Raw genomic sequence first — 14,967 nt, forward strand, 5'->3', positions numbered from 1 at the left:
AATGAAAGAATACCAATATCTGCTTAAGAAAAAAGGAATAAGACAAAGTATGTCAAGGAAGGGGAACTGTTTGGACAACGCGGTCATTGAAAACTTTTTTGGAACGTTAAAATCTGAACTTTTCTATCTTAAAAAGTATAATGATATCAACCAGTTAAAACAAGATATCGAAGAGTATATCTATTACTATAATAACGACAGGATCAAACTAAATCTAAATGGAATGAGCCCGATAAAATATCGAGCTCACCAATGTAATTAATTTTTAACTTGTCCAACCTTTGGGGGTCAGTCCAATTCCATGTGGCTTTTTCTCTATAAAAAACACATCTGCTGTAGCGTTTTCATTCCGTTAATCGTTTTACAAGAAAAAAGCGTTAATGGCCATTAACCAATTTTGTTCATAAAATTGATTTAAAACATTAAAATGAAAACGAATTTGAAAAATTTTAGCACTACAACAAAAATTATACTCTCTCTCCTTGCTATAACTTTAACCATAACTGCCTGCAAAAAGGATTTTAACAACGATCCGATAGAAGCGGCTGGTATTGGCTTTGTTCATGCATCACCTGGAACAGGCGCGTTGGATTTTATCCTGGATAACCAAAAAATAAATAGCTTTACCTACACTAAAGATTTAGGCTACTATGCCGCTTATCCAGGAACAAGGTTGGTGGGGGTTGCTAAAAAAGACTCTTTAAAATATTTAACCACAGCTCAAGCTACATTAAAAGAAGGATCATTTTATTCGGTTTTCGTAGTAGATACTTTAAAATCAACAAAACTTTTAGTCCTTGAAGATGATTTAAAAGCACCTGAAACTGATAAGGCTAAAGTTCGTTTTGTAAACTTAAGTCCGGGTTCTGCTCCATTTGATTTAGCAATTGCGGGTACAGATGCACCTTTATTTACCGCAAAAGCATTTAAAGAGTTCACCACTTTTAGCAATATTGCACCGAATGACAGCTATACTTTCGAATTAAAGCAAAGCGGAACAGTTAAAGTTAGCTTACCAGCCGTTAAAATTGAAAAAGGTAAAATTTATACCATCTGGGCTAAAGGCCTATCGAGCAAAACCGATAGTACCGGAGTTGGCTTATCAGTGATGACAAACAAATAAAAAATATTTCACGCTACCTGTGAAAACAAAAATTGACACCACTCAAAAAATTGGGTGGTGTTATTTTTCTTAAATTTGCAATAATTAATCATGATAAACCTTTAATAAATAGTCCTTTACAGGGGTGATAAAAAAAATACTCAGTTTTGAGGAAATTTTAAAAGGCTGTGTAAAAAACGACAATAGCTGTAAAGAAATGATGTATAAATCATTTTATGGCTATTTAATGGGCATTATTTTAAGGTATACCAAGAACCCTTCAGATAGTGAAGAGCTTGTAAATGACAGTTTTATCAAGATTTTTAAACATGTTAGCGGCTTCAAAGCGCCAAAAAATCCAGAAGAATTACAACGATCGTTTAAAGGTTGGATTGCCCAGATTGCTTCGCGGACGGCAATAGACAAAATACGGAGTTCGAAAGTTCAGTTTTATGTTGATGATTTAGCAGAAAGCGAGCATCCGGTTACCCAGGTTTCGGTTGCTTCGGAATTACACGTTAATGATATTTTGAATTTACTAAATCACTTACCAGATACGCAGAGACTGGTATTTAACTTATATGAAATTGAGGGCTTTGCCCACGATGAAATTTCGAAGATGTTAAACATTCCTGAAAGTTCCAGTCGTGTTTACCTTACACGTTCTAAAAATAAGTTACGTACCCTTTACCTAAATACCATGGTTAATTCATACGAAAAAAATGGATAAGGAATTAATTGAGCATATCACCGCGCAACTCCAAAACCATGAGGAAACATACCCTGATGGTGCCTGGGAGCGCTTTTCGGAAAAAGGAAATAACAGACGGGGCATTGCTTACTGGCCTTTATGGGCTGCTGCTTCCTTAATTTTGATCTTCGGAGGTGTATTTTTTGCGCAAAACAATATAGATCAGCAAAAAGATATTGCTATAACTAAACCTAAAGCTCAGCAAAATGCAACAGCCAATGGGAATTCAAATACCAACATTGAAACTAAAATCAATTCTACTTCGTTAAATAACGATACAATCCCTATAAATAACCTAGCGGCGAATCGCCCAGCCAAAATTACGGAAAGCACAAAACCATTATTAACAGAGCAGACCAGTTATCCGTTTATTAATACATCAGCGCAATTGGCTCCTGTAAATAATAACCTTTTAGATAATAAGCTTGCAGGTGCAAATCTTTCAAACTTAAAAACAAACCGGTTTGATATTTTAACGGACAAAAAGAAACCTCAACCCATTGCGCAAACGAGTTTTGAGCAACTGCTTGCCCAGGATAGTTATGCAAATCAGCAAAAACCACCATCTAAAACAAATGAAAACTCTAAATGGCAACCTGATGTGTATGTTGCCCCAGCGATGGGTAATGACAATAAAGTAACCATGAACTATGGGCTTTCTTTATCGTATGCCATCGCCAATAGGTTATCGATAAGCTCTGGTGTTTCTTATGCTTCTATTAGCACTACCGAATCGCTAAATGCTTCTGCTCCACAAACTTTATCAGGTAAAAACCTAGAGTCGGTTGATGCTAAAGTACGTGGAATTAATGTTCCTTTAGAGTTGCAATATAAAATAAGTGACAAACTATATACCAATATTGGAGTTTCTGCATTGGCGGTTATAAAAAACTCACAGCAGAATAACTATATTGTAAATCAGGTGCAGAATTTTTCTTCCACAACAGCAAATGGCTATGCAGATTCGAAGACATTGATTGTGAAAGAAAAAACTACTGAACCACAGCCCGAAGCCAATATAAATCCTGATAGATACATCGGATTTTACAATTTTTCTTTGGGTTATAAACAAAAAATATCCAAAAAGAACAATATTGCCATCGAGCCTTTTTTAAGGCTGCCAATGAAAACTTTCTCTAAAGAAAACCTTAATCTCACCAACGGCGGACTGCGTTTGAAGATTGACTTCTAGAAAAAACTAAGATATTTAGTATATTTGGTTAAATGCCTAATATGAAGAATATCAAACCATACCCTACTGAAGAGGAGCAACCTCCAATTAAAACCCTTAACGAGGTCGATTTTTCTGCAACTTACAGTTATGCAGATTATATGCGCTTCGAATTTGAAGAGCGCTTAGAAATTATCAAAGGGTACATTTTCAAGATGGGCCCTGCTCCTTCCAGGATTCATCAAAAAATATCGGGAAGAATTTACGCACCAATTTATAACGCACTGAACGGCCATAAATGTGAAGTGTATGCAGCACCTTTTGATGTCCGCTTAGCTAAGAAAACTCGAGATGACAAGGAAGTTTTCACCGTAGTGCAACCTGATATTGCAGTGATCTGCGATCAGACTAAACTGGATGTATTGGTGCTCCGGATATCGTTGTCGAAATTTTATCGCCTGGCAACAATAAAAAAGAATTGATCAACAAATATGAGGTTTACGAAGAAGCAGGCGTTAAAGAATACTGGATTGTAAGCCCTTCTGAAAAAACATTTTTCAGGTATATCCTCAATGATAATGGCAAGTTTCAACCAACAAAACTGCTCACCGAAGGTGAAGAGGTAACCACAACGATTATACCAGGCTTTAAACTCATTTTAGATGAGGTTTTTCAGGATTAAAACGTGGATATTAACGAAAGAAGTCAAGTTTTAAATGGCAATTTGCTATTAAAACTTAACTTCTTTAAAATCGCTTATATATAATTAGTGACCTGAATGACCATCAGCTCCGTGAGCATGACCATGAGCCAATTCATCTTGAGTAGCTTCACGTACATTTAAAATCACACCACTAAACACCAAGTTTTTACCAGCCATTGGGTGGTTTAAATCTACTGAAATAGTTTCATCGTGAACAGCAGTAACGCCTGCTCTAAACTGGTTACCGTTGTTATCTTGTAAAGGAATCACATCACCAACATTTGGCAATTCGCCACCAGCTTCAGTAAACATGGTTTTTGGAAGGTCGGCAAAAGCACCTGGATCGATATCACCGTAACCATCTGCTGCAGATAGCTCGAAGCCATATTCATCACCAGTTTTCAAACCAGTTAAATGTTCTTCAAATTTAGGCAACATCATGCCAACGCCATATAAAAATACTAAAGGATTTTGTTCATCAGCTTTTTCTACAAAAACTTGTTGTCCTTCTTCGTTAGTAGTATGCAATTCGTAAGTTAACGCTACTACAGAGTTTGGTGAAATATTCATTTAAATTAATTTATTGTAAATACTCTAATGCGTCCTCAACAGTGTTAACCGGCAACTGGCATACTTTATTTCGGCAAATATAAACTTTTGTTTCATTGCTTTGCTTACCTTTTAACAGCGGTAGGCTACTTTTTGTTCCGCCCAATGTAATTTTGTTCGGAATATAATGTCCGCTTAATGCTAATTTAATACGATCGGTTTCTAAGCCGATAATGGCGATTTCGTTTATGCCGTAAATTTCGTTTAACAGTTGAATAGCCCAGTTTGAGTAAGCAGAGCCATAACTTTTGATCTTCGGCTGAACCGCCGCAAGCATTTCTGAAGCTTTTTCGGTATATTGTTCAATATCGAAAAGCAAACCGAGTTGCTGCAAATTTTGCGCCATGGTAGAATTTGAAGCCGGAATTACATTATCCATTACTTCATGTTTCCGGGCAATTAAATCTTCACTTTCGGCAGAGGTATAGAAAAACATCGGCGAATCTGCATCCGTAAAATTAGCGATTACATAATCGGTCAATAATTTTGCCTCTTCTAACCATTTTTCATCAAAATCAGCCTCGTACAAGGCAATAAGTGCTTCAATAAAAAAGGCATAATCATCTAAGAAGCCGGTAATAGAAGCCTTTCCGTTTTTATAATTACGGTATAAGCCACCATTTTCTGATTTTAAGTGACTTAAAATAAAACTGGCCGCAGTTGATGCCTTTTGATAGTATAAATCGTGATTTAAAACCTGTCCAGCATAAGCCAAAGCTTTAATCATCATACCATTCCAGGCAGTTAAACATTTATCATCCAAGCCTGGCCTAACTCTTTTGCTACGCACAGCCATTAATTTTTCTTTAGCTGAGTTTACCTTATCGTAAAGCTCCTCTGCCGTGATATCAAATTTCGCAAGTAAATCATCATCACTTAGGGTTTTACGCAGGATATTAGTTTGTTCCTCTTCCCAATTACCTTCTTCGGTAATGTTGTAATAAGCGCCGATTAATTGGGCATCTTCTCCCAAAACCTGATCGAATTCTGTTTTATCCCAGATGTAAAACTTGCCCTCTACCCCTTCACTATCTGCATCCAGTGCCGAATAAAACAATCCATCGGCTGAAGTCATCTCCTCAAAAACCCAATTTATGGTTTCAACTACTGTTTGTTTAAACGAATAGAACTTGGTGCACTGATATGCTTCGGTATATAAACTGATGAGCTGAGCATTATCATACAACATCTTCTCAAAATGTGGCACATGCCATTTATCATCAACCGAATAACGGGCAAAACCTCCACCAATCTGATCGTAAATACCACCTCTGCTCATTTCTTCGAGTGTATGACAAACGGCTGTAAAAACAGATTCATCATCCTTTAAAAAGCCATAACGCAATAAAAATACCCAATTATTGGGTAAAGGAAATTTTGGAGCGCGGTTATAACCTCCGTAACCAATATCGAAATGACGTTTCCATGGATCGATAATTTCATTTAAATGTTCATGGGTATACTCTTCTGCTGTTGCAACTGCAAGGATTATCTTTTCGCTGTCTTTAATGCCCGAAGTTAACCGCTCCGCATATTGGATAGCTTTATCAGGTTCATTCGCCCAAAGCGCGGCAACATTTTCCAGAATATTGATCCAATCATTTTTCCTGAAATAGGTTCCGCCATAAATTGGACGCTGATCGGGCAAACAGATACAGTTTAAAGGCCAGCCTCCACTGCCTGTCATGAGCTGGATGGCGAACATATAAATCTGATCAATATCCGGCCGCTCCTCACGATCAACCTTAATGCAGATAAAATGACGGTTCATTACCTCAGCCACTTCATGGTTCTCGAAACTTTCGCGTTCCATTACATGGCACCAATGGCAGGCCGAATAGCCAATGCTCACCAAAATGAGTTTATTTTCCGCTTTTGCCTTTTCTAATGCTTCAGCCCCCCACTCGTACCAATTAACAGGATTATGGGCATGCTGCAACAAATATGGGGATGAGGCGTGGATTAGGTTATTGGTATCAGACATGACAGTTAATGTAAAATGTAAGCGGGAAATGGAATTTTTATTTCGAGGCGTAAATCTATTAATATTCTACAAACCTGTTTCGATTTAGTTTTTGTTTTTATACTTTAGTTGGAAATCTGTGTAATGAATGGAATTAACCACAAATGGGTTATTTAACCGAAATGTGACGCATTGCGTCACGAATTGAGCCGGATAACTTTACTACCCTTGATAACAAACCTTCAACCTTTTACCTTCAACCCTAAAAAATGAAAATCACTCATACCGAAATATACCGCTTTAGCATACCAATGGAACCTTTTGTAATTGCAACAGGTACCATGCATTTTGCACAAAATGTACTCATCAGGATTTATACCGATGCTGGTATTCACGGCATTGGAGAATGTTCTGCTTTCCCGATGATTGTAGGTGAAACACAGGAAACCTGTATTGCCATGGCTAAAGACTTCGCCGCTATTTTAAAGGGCAAAGATCCACTGGAAATTCCAGAGCGGATGAACGACTTATTGGGTTATGCCGATCATAACTATACCATTAAAAGTGCTTTCGATATGGCATTATTCGATATCGCCGCTAAAAATGCCAAATTACCCCTATATAAATTTCTTGGTGGAACCAAACGCACCATAGAAACCGATATGACCATTGGTATCGATACACCGGAGGGAATGGCCACAACAGCATTGAAATATAAAAGCCAGGGTTGCCGCATCTTAAAGATTAAACTGGGCAAAAAAGTGCACGATGATATAGACAGGGTTAAACATATCCGCGAGGCAGTAGGTGAAGATTTGGTTTTACGCCTGGATGCCAATCAGGGTTGGAGTTTTGATGATGCTTTATTTGCTTTAGGTGAGCTAGAAAAATACAATATTGAGTTCTGCGAACAACCCATGCGTACCTGGTATGATGATAAATTACCTGAGCTGAATGTAAATTCGCCAATTAAATTAATGGCTGATGAAAGCTGTTATAACCATCACGACGCCCGTAAACTGATCAACAGCCAGTCTACAACTTATTTAAACATTAAATTTTCTAAATCCGGAGGCATTTTAGAAGCGCAAAAAATCCATGAGGAAGCTTTACAACGTGGCGTAAAATGTATGATTGGCAGCATGCTCGAAACCAGGATTGCTTTAAGCGCCAACCTACATTTTGCATTGGCCAGCCCAAATGTTGAGTTTTTTGACCTAGATACAGCGCTATTGGGGCACCTGGTTGACCCAGTTGTAGGTGGCTTAACTTATAACGGTTATTTTCTTGATGTTCCCGAAGAAATCGGTATCGGCGCAGAGGCTGATGAATTTTTCTTAGAGAAATGTGAAAGTTGGACGGTTTAGTTTAACGAGTTTGGAGTTGGGGTTTGGCGTTTGGAGTCGATTAACCGATTTAAACAATTAACCAGTTAACCCACGGCAAGTGAACCAACCACTAATGAACCAATAACCTATCCAACGCCAAACTATCACCATTAAAAGCGTTAAAATCGACTACATGGCCAATACCATTAATTTTAGCTTTATCAGAATGCTGCCAAAATTTCCAGCGGCTTTTGTCCATCCTTAACTTTGGTTGATAATAATGTGCAATCCATAAGGGATAATCGTTAAAATGATCGCCTAAATAATCTTCATAAAATTTAAGTCCGGTATAAACAATCGGCCTAACTTTGGTTTTCATTTCTACATAATTGAGAAAATCAGACAGTTCTGCCCTCATTTTCAAAGGAGAAACGCCATCTAGAGATTCAATATCCACAACGGGTGGTAAATCACCTTTCTCAATATTTACCACTTGCAGGAAAAATTTAGCCTGCGTTTTACCGTCTTTTTTCGGTCTGAAAAAGTGATAAGCACCGCATATAATCCCTGCTTTTGGTGCTTCACGCCAATTGCGTTGAAAATACGGGTCAACAAGCATCTGCCCTTCTGTGGCTTTGATAAAGGCAAAACGGATGCTCACCTCATCTTCCTTCATTTCCTTTACCTTTTGCCAGTTTATTTTACCCTGATAATAGGAAACGTCGATACCGTGAACGGTATATTTTTTGGGGATTTTGATGTTAAAACTTTCGTAAGTTCTGTAATTAGGGTCTTGCCCCCAGTCTTTAACCCACCGCCAGGTAGCCACAAAACTTCTTAAAACATAGCCATAATAAAATGGAGAGAGCAAAATCAACAATAAACCTGCAATAACCAATTTAAGCTGAACCGAAATGCCACCTTTCTTTTTTCTGCCTGTTGTGGGTTTTCTGGTTGCGGGTTTCCTAACGGCAGGTTTTCGTGCAACTGTACTTTTATTTATTGGGGTTCTTTTCTCTGGCGGCATAGTTATTAATGCTGCTAAGTTGAGGAAAATGGGTGAAATAAAAAAGGTGAGTTGCTCCGCCTTAGTAAGAGCCCCTCGGCGGCGGTGGACCTGTACCGATTTTTCATCGGTAGCCGAGGCAAGACCGAGCCTGGGGCAAAACCTGCAATTTTCATTCTCAACGCAGTGAAGAATCTCAGTAAAAGATCCTTCGTGCCTCAGGATGACAGAAAATTGTTAGAAGCAAAACCGATGGAGTCACTGCCGCATCAATCGCAGATAACCCATAGTAGTAAGATTGCTTCCTCGGCTGAAAAAGCCTCATCGCAATGACGGATTTATTGTTATAGTAGAATGACGACCGTATTATAGCGAGCGCATTAAACCCCTATCCGCCCGTCGTTTTCAAACCTTCCGCTTTACCCCCTCGAGGTATGCTCTTCGAATAAAGAGATAACCATTGAGTTTTGTATGCTGAGCTTAAATAAACCAGATCAAAACTCCCCTAACAGATTTTTATGTTTTACGCCCCAACTTTCGAGTGCATTAATGATCGGTCTCAATTCGAGGCCAATTGCGGTTAGTTCGTATTCCACACGTGGCGGAACTTCGGCGTAGATGGTCCGCTTAACAATTTTATCTGTTTCTAATTTGCGTAGCTGTAAGGTTAACATTCGCTCGGTAATATTTGGCAAATGTTTTTTTAACTCCCCAAATCTGAGTTTACCGTTCATTAACCACGAACAGATCACTAAAGCCCATTGCCCCCCGATAATGTTGGTTGTATAAACTTCTAAACACTCATCAGCTAAAGCTTGTTTGTTAGCATAGTTGGTTGAGGTTTCCTTGATTTTAGACATACTTACATTTTTTATAGTACCTTACAATTGGTCGCTAATGTACAAAACAAGCGGTTATGCACCTATTTTTGTACTTTATAATTATCAAAATTTGTAAAAATGAAAACATTGATCGTCGTAACCCATCCCGATATTAAAAGTTCCGTAATCAACAAACGGTGGATTGAAGAATTAAATAAATACCCTGATAAATATGTAGTCCACCAACTGTATGAGGCAAATCCTGATGAAAAGATTGATGTATTGGCAGAACAAAAGCTGGTTGAACGATATAATAAAATTGTATTCCAATTTCCCTATTATTGGTTCAATTGTCCCTCACTGTTAAAAAAATGGATGGATGAAGTACTCACCCATGGATGGGCCTATGGGAGCAAAAGCGGTTTCAAATTTGCAGACAAGAAAATTGCCCTGGCCATTTCATTGGGCGTTGAAGAACACGAACTGCATCCATCAGAAAAGTATAAATACACATTAGCAGAATTAACCCGTCCGTTCGAACTTTCTTTTGAATATGTAAAAGCCGATTACCAACCCCCATTTGCTTATTATGGAATGGAGTATAACACTTCTAAAAAATGGATAGAAGCAAGCGTTCCTTTGTATTTAGATTTTTTAGATTCGTTGTAAAGAGGATAAAGCGAATATTTAACCGCGAAGAGCGCCATTTTTTTTACCATGGAGTGCATTGAGTTTTACACAGAAAAACACAGAGATCAATATAGCCTTTAGGCACCCGGCTCTGTGTACTTCGCGCCCTTTCTCTGCTAACTTTGTGGTAGAAAAAGATGTCTTTGTTTTTTCCTTCACCGCGAAGAACCCTAATTTTTTACCACCGAGTGCATTGAGTTTTACACAGAGGAACACAGAGCGCAATATAGCCTTAGGCACCCAGCTCTGTGTGCTTCGTGCCCTTTCTTTGTGACCTTTGTGGTAAAAAAGATGTTATTGTTTTTTATTTAACCGCAGAGGGCACAAAGTAGATCGCAAAGAACGCGATTACAAACGTTACTTTTTAGCACCTTAACCCCCTATCCGCCTATCGGCACCTTTCCCCTGAAAGGGAAAGGGCTAAAAAACAAATTACCGCACCCTGCAATACCCCCCATGCTAAATGCACCCTGCTATCCGGCCTAGCAGATTTTCGCCGGAAAAAGCCCGGAAATCTGTGCACTCCCCATCATTACCCCACAGCCCAAGGCAGGATCAAGCGAGAGCGTTGGGAATAAGCAAGGGTAAGAGCCTAGATACTGTCGCGATAAAGATTTTCGTAGGTTTTTACAAGAAAGGATGCAAGCCTTGGGTTTTTGTTTCTTTTGGCTTGGGTGGCTGTTGCACAACTCACAGCTGTTAATAACTTAGTATAATCTTGATGTTTTTTCTATGTATTTTAAGTCATGCAAGGAAAAAAGCACTTTCAGGAAAAGCTATTTGTAAGTTTCCAGCTGTCAAATGCCGTTCCTGCCGACAATATTTACCGGAGGCTAAAAGATCTTATTGATTTTAGCTTTATGTATAAATCTACTGCTGAGTATTATGGCGGAGAGGGTCAGAAAAGCATCGACCCTGTAGTATTTATGAAATTGATGTTAGTGGGTTATCTGGAAAACCTGAACAGTGACCGACGCATTATTTCCATCTCCAAAATGCGTATGGATATCCTTTTCTTTCTTGGCTATGACCTGGATGAGGAGCTGCCTTGGCACAGTACCCTGAGCCATACCCGACAACTCTATGGGCAGGAGGTATTTTCCGAAATATTCAAGTTAGTACTTAAGCAATGTATTGATAATGGGATGGTTTCTGGGCGGAGGCAGGCTGTTGACGGAGTTTATGTAAAGGCAAATGCTTCGTTAGATAGTATGATTGAAAGGGAGATACTAGATGATGCAGTGGCCTTTGGAGAGGAGCTGGATGCAAATCAGCAAGAAGATGTAGCTAAGGTAATTGCTATAGACAAACTTAAACATAAAGATTACAACGACCTTCCCCTTAAAAAGAACCCTGGTAATAAGACACATTACAGCCCATCAGACCCAGATGCAAAGATGTCGGTTAAGCCCGGTAAAGCAACAGCACTTAACTTTTTGAGCCAGGTCTGTGTTGATACTGCGTCGCATATGATTACACATATAGAAGCTTTTAGTGCAGATAAAAGAGATTGCCAATGTCTTGAAGAAGTAGTACAAAAAGTAAAACATACCCTCAGCTCACATGGCATTATGCTGGAAGAGGTTATAGCGGATGCTGGTTACAGCAGTGGAGAGGCGCTTAGGGCACTCGAAAAAAATAAAATTCAGGGATATATACCCAACCGTGGCCAGTATATACATGAACGTCCCGACTTTCCCTACAGTGCTGATGGTGACTTTTATACCTGTCCTAATAACAAGAAATTGACCTACAGGGGAAGCCAAAAAGATGGCAATTACATCAATAAGCATTATAGAACTAGTATAAAGAACTGTCATTCATGCCCATTTAGAAATAACTGTAGTGCATTGAAAACTCAAGGCCCGCTTATAAAACAAACCGAGGATAGCCCCTACTACGAGCGGATGCATTATCGGATGCTTACCAAAAAGGCAAAAATACTGATGAAAAAGAGGCAAAGCACTGTGGAACCGGTAATTGGCTCGCTAGTTAACAACAATGGGATGAAAAGGATAAATACAAAGGGGCTAGTTCAAGCAAATAAGTGCATGACTATGGCGGCAGTTGCCTACAATCTGAAAAAGCTATTAAGGTTTACAATACGTAAAGTTCAGGTTAACGTTATGGCAAAAGCAAATTTAGAACGAATAGTCAAAAACAGTTTCAAAACAACCTGCTTAAATGTATCAAGCGTCATAGTTGCCGTCAAAAATCATTTTCATTTCAGCCAGTCAATCAGAGAATTACTCATACACACAGCAAACTAAAATAAGAACAATTAACAACCTGATTTGATATTTACGTTGTGCAACAGCCACCCAAGCCAAAAGAAAGAGCCCTTCGGCGGCGGTGAGCCGAGGCAAGCCCGAGCCTTAAGTAAAAAATAGCGACCGCTTTAAGGTTCCCACCTGCGCGAGATCCGATAGCTATCGGATGACTACTGTATTAGAAATAAAATCTAACATACAGATATTAAATTCAGATGATTAATTAATATCTGGCTTTTGCTATTTTTACTGCATCTAAATACAGCATGTTCAAACTTATTTTCAACACCTATAAAACATCATTCAGCGGATTAAGCAGAGAAACCTGGCTCTTAAGCATTGTAATGATGTTTAACAGATGTGGAAGCATGGCTGTTCCATTTATGGGCTTATACGTTACCCAAAGTTTACATCGCTCGGAAATGGACGCTGGGTTAATCATCACCTTATTTGGCATAGGCTCTATTCTGGGTTCGGCAATGGGAGGAAAATTAACCGATATGATTGGTTTCCGCCCAGTACAGATTCTTTCGTCGATAGTTGGCGGTTTACTTTTCATCCTCTTTTCTACCATTACCCACTTTTATAGCCTATGCATTTTAACTGTTGTCATCAGCTTTTTTTCTGAGGCCTTCCGCCCGGCAAATTTTACGGCCGTTGCACACTACGCTGCAGAAGGCACTATAACAAGATCGTACTCTTTAAACAGACTCGCGGTAAACATCGGTTGGTCTGTAGGCATTAGTTTGGCAGGAATTATTGCTTCAATTAATTATAAGCTTTTGTTTATTGTTGAAGGTGGGGTAAGCATTATTGTTGGTTTATTAATTCTGTCGTTTTTGCCGCAAGTGAAAGATTTTATTAAAAAGGCTAAAGAAAATGCCAGCAACATGATCATTCTGAAACCATGGGAAGATATTTTCTATGTAAAGTTCATTCTGCTTACAACTGTTTTTATTACCTGCGCTTTTTTAATGTTTAGGGTTGTTCCGGTATTTTTTAAGGAACAATGGCATATTGATGAGTTTCAGATTGGAATTATTATAGGCCTTAATGGGGCTGTAATTGCTTTGTTTGAAATGATCATGATCAACAAGATTGAAGCAAAAAGATCACCCATGTTTTTCATTATCGTGGGTGCGGTTCTATTTGCAGTTTCGTATATCATACTAAGTGCTCCGGTTAGTTTTCATATTGCTGCTGCAGTGCTTGCCATTGTAGTTTTTACCTGCGGCGAAATGCTCACCTTACCTTTTATAAATACCATCGTAATTAGCAGAAGTAACGAACATAACAGGGGCTTATATGCAGCAGGTTATACGTTAAGCTGGTCGTGCGCACAGGTTGTTGGTCCATTATTTGGCTTCTTCATTGCCAAAAACTTAGGTTATAACTGGCTTTGGTTCGGCTTGGCCTGTATGCTTTTATTATGCACCTGGGGGTTTAATACACTTAATAAAAAGCAGGCAAAAACTGTTTTACAAAAAACTGAAGCTCAGCTGGAAATTGAATAAAACTTCCAGCCGAACAGCATTTATTTTACTCTTTGGGCTTTTACACCTTCGTTTGTAATCTTTACGGGAAGAATGTTACCATTTGCATCAAACTTCATTTCATCAATACAGGTAACACGATGATTGCCGTCAGTTTCGGTTAAGGGCCTACGGTGGTAAACAATGTAATATTGTCCTTTTTTCTCGTTAATAATTACAGAATGGTGGCCTGCGCCGGTAGCAATTGAGGCATCTTGCTTTAATATTTTGCCAACCCTTTTAAACGGACCGAATGGCGAATCGCTAACGGCATAAGCTACTGAGTAATCGGGACCAGTCCAGCCGCCTTCGCTCCACATGAAATAATATTTACCATTTCTGATGAACATATACGGGCCTTCTACATAATTATCAGGCGTAATTTCTTTAAAGGTTGTACCATCTTCAAAAGGCAGAAAGCCCGTAAAATTTTTATTCAACTTTGCAATATTGCAGTGTTTCCAGCCACCATAAATTAAATAATACTGGCCGTCTTTATCTTTAAACACAAACTGATCAATAGGTTGCGCACCGTTATGAAATTTATCTACCAAAGGTTTTCCGAGGTGGTCTTTATACGGTCCCTCTGGTTTATCGGCAACGGCTACACCAATTCCGCCGATTTCTTTATCGCTTTGAATATCGTTAGCACCAAAAAACAGGTAATATTTTTTATCTTTTTGAACAATTGCAGGCGCCCACATGGCTTTGTTGACCCATTTTACAGCAGCAGTATCTAAAATATGTGGGTGTTTTTTCCATTTTACTAAATCATCAGATGAAAAGGCGTCTAAAAAAACCTGCTCTTTGTATTTAGCAGAATAAGTGGGGTAAACCCAATATTTATTGTTAAAAATAGCCGCATCAGGGTCTGCATACCAACCTTGAAATATTGGATTTCCAGATTGCTTAATCGTTTTAGTATCTTGAGCTAAAGAAGTAAGTCCAGATAAAAGTAAAAGAGATGAGAATAGATATTTCATGGCAGCAATTTAGAAAAAAATCTGTGGTAAAAAAATTA

General features: G+C 38.6%; 15 protein-coding genes. 10 read left to right on the forward strand and 5 right to left on the reverse strand.

The genetic code is table 11. From position 1 onward, the window contains the following. The 6 genes from EYS08_RS19785 to EYS08_RS26490 all read left to right on the forward strand — a co-directional run. On the forward strand, window positions 1-262 hold a 262-nt coding region (locus tag EYS08_RS19785), incomplete at its 5' end, for an IS3 family transposase (RefSeq protein ID WP_131029031.1). Between the two features lie 165 nt (window positions 263-427). Beyond that, window positions 428-1,123, forward strand: coding sequence for a DUF4397 domain-containing protein (locus EYS08_RS19790; RefSeq protein ID WP_131031736.1), 696 nt, complete (start codon window positions 428-430; stop codon window positions 1,121-1,123). A 124-nt stretch (window positions 1,124-1,247) separates the two neighbouring features. Then, the gene (locus tag EYS08_RS19795; RefSeq protein WP_131031737.1) at window positions 1,248-1,832 is read left to right on the forward strand and encodes an RNA polymerase sigma factor; all 585 of its coding nucleotides are present in this window, start codon (window positions 1,248-1,250) and stop codon (window positions 1,830-1,832) included. Then, window positions 1,825-3,045 carry a hypothetical protein gene (locus EYS08_RS19800; RefSeq protein ID WP_131031738.1) on the forward strand — a complete coding sequence of 407 codons (1,221 nt, stop codon included), beginning with the start codon at window positions 1,825-1,827 and terminating at the stop codon, window positions 3,043-3,045. Before EYS08_RS19795 ends, EYS08_RS19800 begins: the two co-directional genes overlap by 8 nt. A gap of 41 nt (window positions 3,046-3,086) precedes the next feature. Beyond that, a complete protein-coding gene (locus EYS08_RS26485) occupies window positions 3,087-3,506 on the forward strand; it encodes a Uma2 family endonuclease (RefSeq protein WP_262711738.1) in 420 nt (139 codons plus the stop codon). Then, on the forward strand, window positions 3,503-3,706 hold the full coding sequence (locus tag EYS08_RS26490) for a Uma2 family endonuclease (protein WP_262711739.1): 204 nt from the start codon (window positions 3,503-3,505) through the stop codon (window positions 3,704-3,706). The genes EYS08_RS26485 and EYS08_RS26490 overlap by 4 nt, the downstream gene beginning before the upstream one ends. A gap of 84 nt (window positions 3,707-3,790) precedes the next feature. On the opposite strand, the gene EYS08_RS19810 is transcribed toward EYS08_RS26490, so the two are convergent. Together EYS08_RS19810 and EYS08_RS19815 are read right to left on the reverse strand one after the other, a co-directional pair. Then, entirely contained in the window at window positions 3,791-4,297 is a 507-nt protein-coding gene (locus EYS08_RS19810; RefSeq protein WP_057933416.1) for an FKBP-type peptidyl-prolyl cis-trans isomerase, read from the reverse strand. 10 nt (window positions 4,298-4,307) lie between these two features. Then, on the reverse strand, window positions 4,308-6,320 hold the full coding sequence (locus EYS08_RS19815) for a thioredoxin domain-containing protein (RefSeq protein ID WP_131031739.1): 2,013 nt from the start codon (window positions 6,318-6,320) through the stop codon (window positions 4,308-4,310). Window positions 6,321-6,568: 248 nt separating this feature from the next. On the opposite strand from EYS08_RS19815, the gene EYS08_RS19820 reads away from it, so the two are divergent. After that, on the forward strand, window positions 6,569-7,666 hold the full coding sequence (locus EYS08_RS19820; RefSeq protein ID WP_131031740.1) for a mandelate racemase/muconate lactonizing enzyme family protein: 1,098 nt from the start codon (window positions 6,569-6,571) through the stop codon (window positions 7,664-7,666). 91 nt (window positions 7,667-7,757) lie between these two features. On the opposite strand, the gene EYS08_RS19825 is transcribed toward EYS08_RS19820, so the two are convergent. Both EYS08_RS19825 and EYS08_RS19830 read right to left on the reverse strand, forming a co-directional pair. Beyond that, complete coding sequence (locus EYS08_RS19825; RefSeq protein ID WP_131031741.1) at window positions 7,758-8,654, reverse strand: glycoside hydrolase family 25 protein; 897 nt, start codon at window positions 8,652-8,654, stop codon at window positions 7,758-7,760. 473 nt (window positions 8,655-9,127) lie between these two features. Further along, complete coding sequence (locus tag EYS08_RS19830; protein ID WP_131031742.1) at window positions 9,128-9,493, reverse strand: winged helix-turn-helix transcriptional regulator; 366 nt, start codon at window positions 9,491-9,493, stop codon at window positions 9,128-9,130. Window positions 9,494-9,592: 99 nt separating this feature from the next. Between EYS08_RS19830 and EYS08_RS19835 the strand changes: the two genes are divergently transcribed. The 3 genes from EYS08_RS19835 to EYS08_RS19845 all read left to right on the forward strand — a co-directional run bounded on the left by EYS08_RS19835 (window position 9,593) and on the right by EYS08_RS19845 (window position 13,928). Continuing rightward, window positions 9,593-10,123 carry an NAD(P)H-dependent oxidoreductase gene (locus EYS08_RS19835; protein ID WP_131031743.1) on the forward strand — a complete coding sequence of 177 codons (531 nt, stop codon included), beginning with the start codon at window positions 9,593-9,595 and terminating at the stop codon, window positions 10,121-10,123. A 767-nt stretch (window positions 10,124-10,890) separates the two neighbouring features. Next, window positions 10,891-12,414, forward strand: a complete 1,524-nt coding sequence (locus tag EYS08_RS19840) for an IS1182 family transposase (RefSeq protein ID WP_131031744.1) — start codon at window positions 10,891-10,893, stop codon at window positions 12,412-12,414. Window positions 12,415-12,680: 266 nt separating this feature from the next. Further along, window positions 12,681-13,928, forward strand: a complete 1,248-nt coding sequence (locus EYS08_RS19845) for an MFS transporter (protein WP_131031745.1) — start codon at window positions 12,681-12,683, stop codon at window positions 13,926-13,928. Between the two features lie 20 nt (window positions 13,929-13,948). Here the strand turns inward: EYS08_RS19845 and EYS08_RS19850 are convergent, their stop codons facing one another. Then, a complete protein-coding gene (locus EYS08_RS19850) occupies window positions 13,949-14,929 on the reverse strand; it encodes a glycoside hydrolase family 43 protein (RefSeq protein WP_131031746.1) in 981 nt (326 codons plus the stop codon). Window positions 14,930-14,967 lie beyond the last annotated feature (38 nt).

The sequence above is a fragment of the Pedobacter kyonggii genome, assembly GCF_004310665.1.
Classification (GTDB): domain Bacteria; phylum Bacteroidota; class Bacteroidia; order Sphingobacteriales; family Sphingobacteriaceae; genus Pedobacter; species Pedobacter kyonggii.

Coding starts and splice junctions, on each gene's coding strand:
- EYS08_RS19790 (WP_131031736.1), top strand. CDS start 428: ATGAAAACGAATTTGAAAAATTTTAGCACTACAACAAAAATTATACTC.
- EYS08_RS19800 (WP_131031738.1), top strand. CDS start 1,825: ATGGATAAGGAATTAATTGAGCATATCACCGCGCAACTCCAAAACCAT.
- EYS08_RS26485 (WP_262711738.1), top strand. CDS start 3,087: ATGAAGAATATCAAACCATACCCTACTGAAGAGGAGCAACCTCCAATT.
- EYS08_RS19810 (WP_057933416.1), bottom strand. CDS start 4,297: ATGAATATTTCACCAAACTCTGTAGTAGCGTTAACTTACGAATTGCAT.
- EYS08_RS19815 (WP_131031739.1), bottom strand. CDS start 6,320: ATGTCTGATACCAATAACCTAATCCACGCCTCATCCCCATATTTGTTG.
- EYS08_RS19820 (WP_131031740.1), top strand. CDS start 6,569: ATGAAAATCACTCATACCGAAATATACCGCTTTAGCATACCAATGGAA.
- EYS08_RS19825 (WP_131031741.1), bottom strand. CDS start 8,654: ATGCCGCCAGAGAAAAGAACCCCAATAAATAAAAGTACAGTTGCACGA.
- EYS08_RS19830 (WP_131031742.1), bottom strand. CDS start 9,493: ATGTCTAAAATCAAGGAAACCTCAACCAACTATGCTAACAAACAAGCT.
- EYS08_RS19835 (WP_131031743.1), top strand. CDS start 9,593: ATGAAAACATTGATCGTCGTAACCCATCCCGATATTAAAAGTTCCGTA.
- EYS08_RS19840 (WP_131031744.1), top strand. CDS start 10,891: ATGCAAGGAAAAAAGCACTTTCAGGAAAAGCTATTTGTAAGTTTCCAG.
- EYS08_RS19845 (WP_131031745.1), top strand. CDS start 12,681: ATGTTCAAACTTATTTTCAACACCTATAAAACATCATTCAGCGGATTA.
- EYS08_RS19850 (WP_131031746.1), bottom strand. CDS start 14,929: ATGAAATATCTATTCTCATCTCTTTTACTTTTATCTGGACTTACTTCT.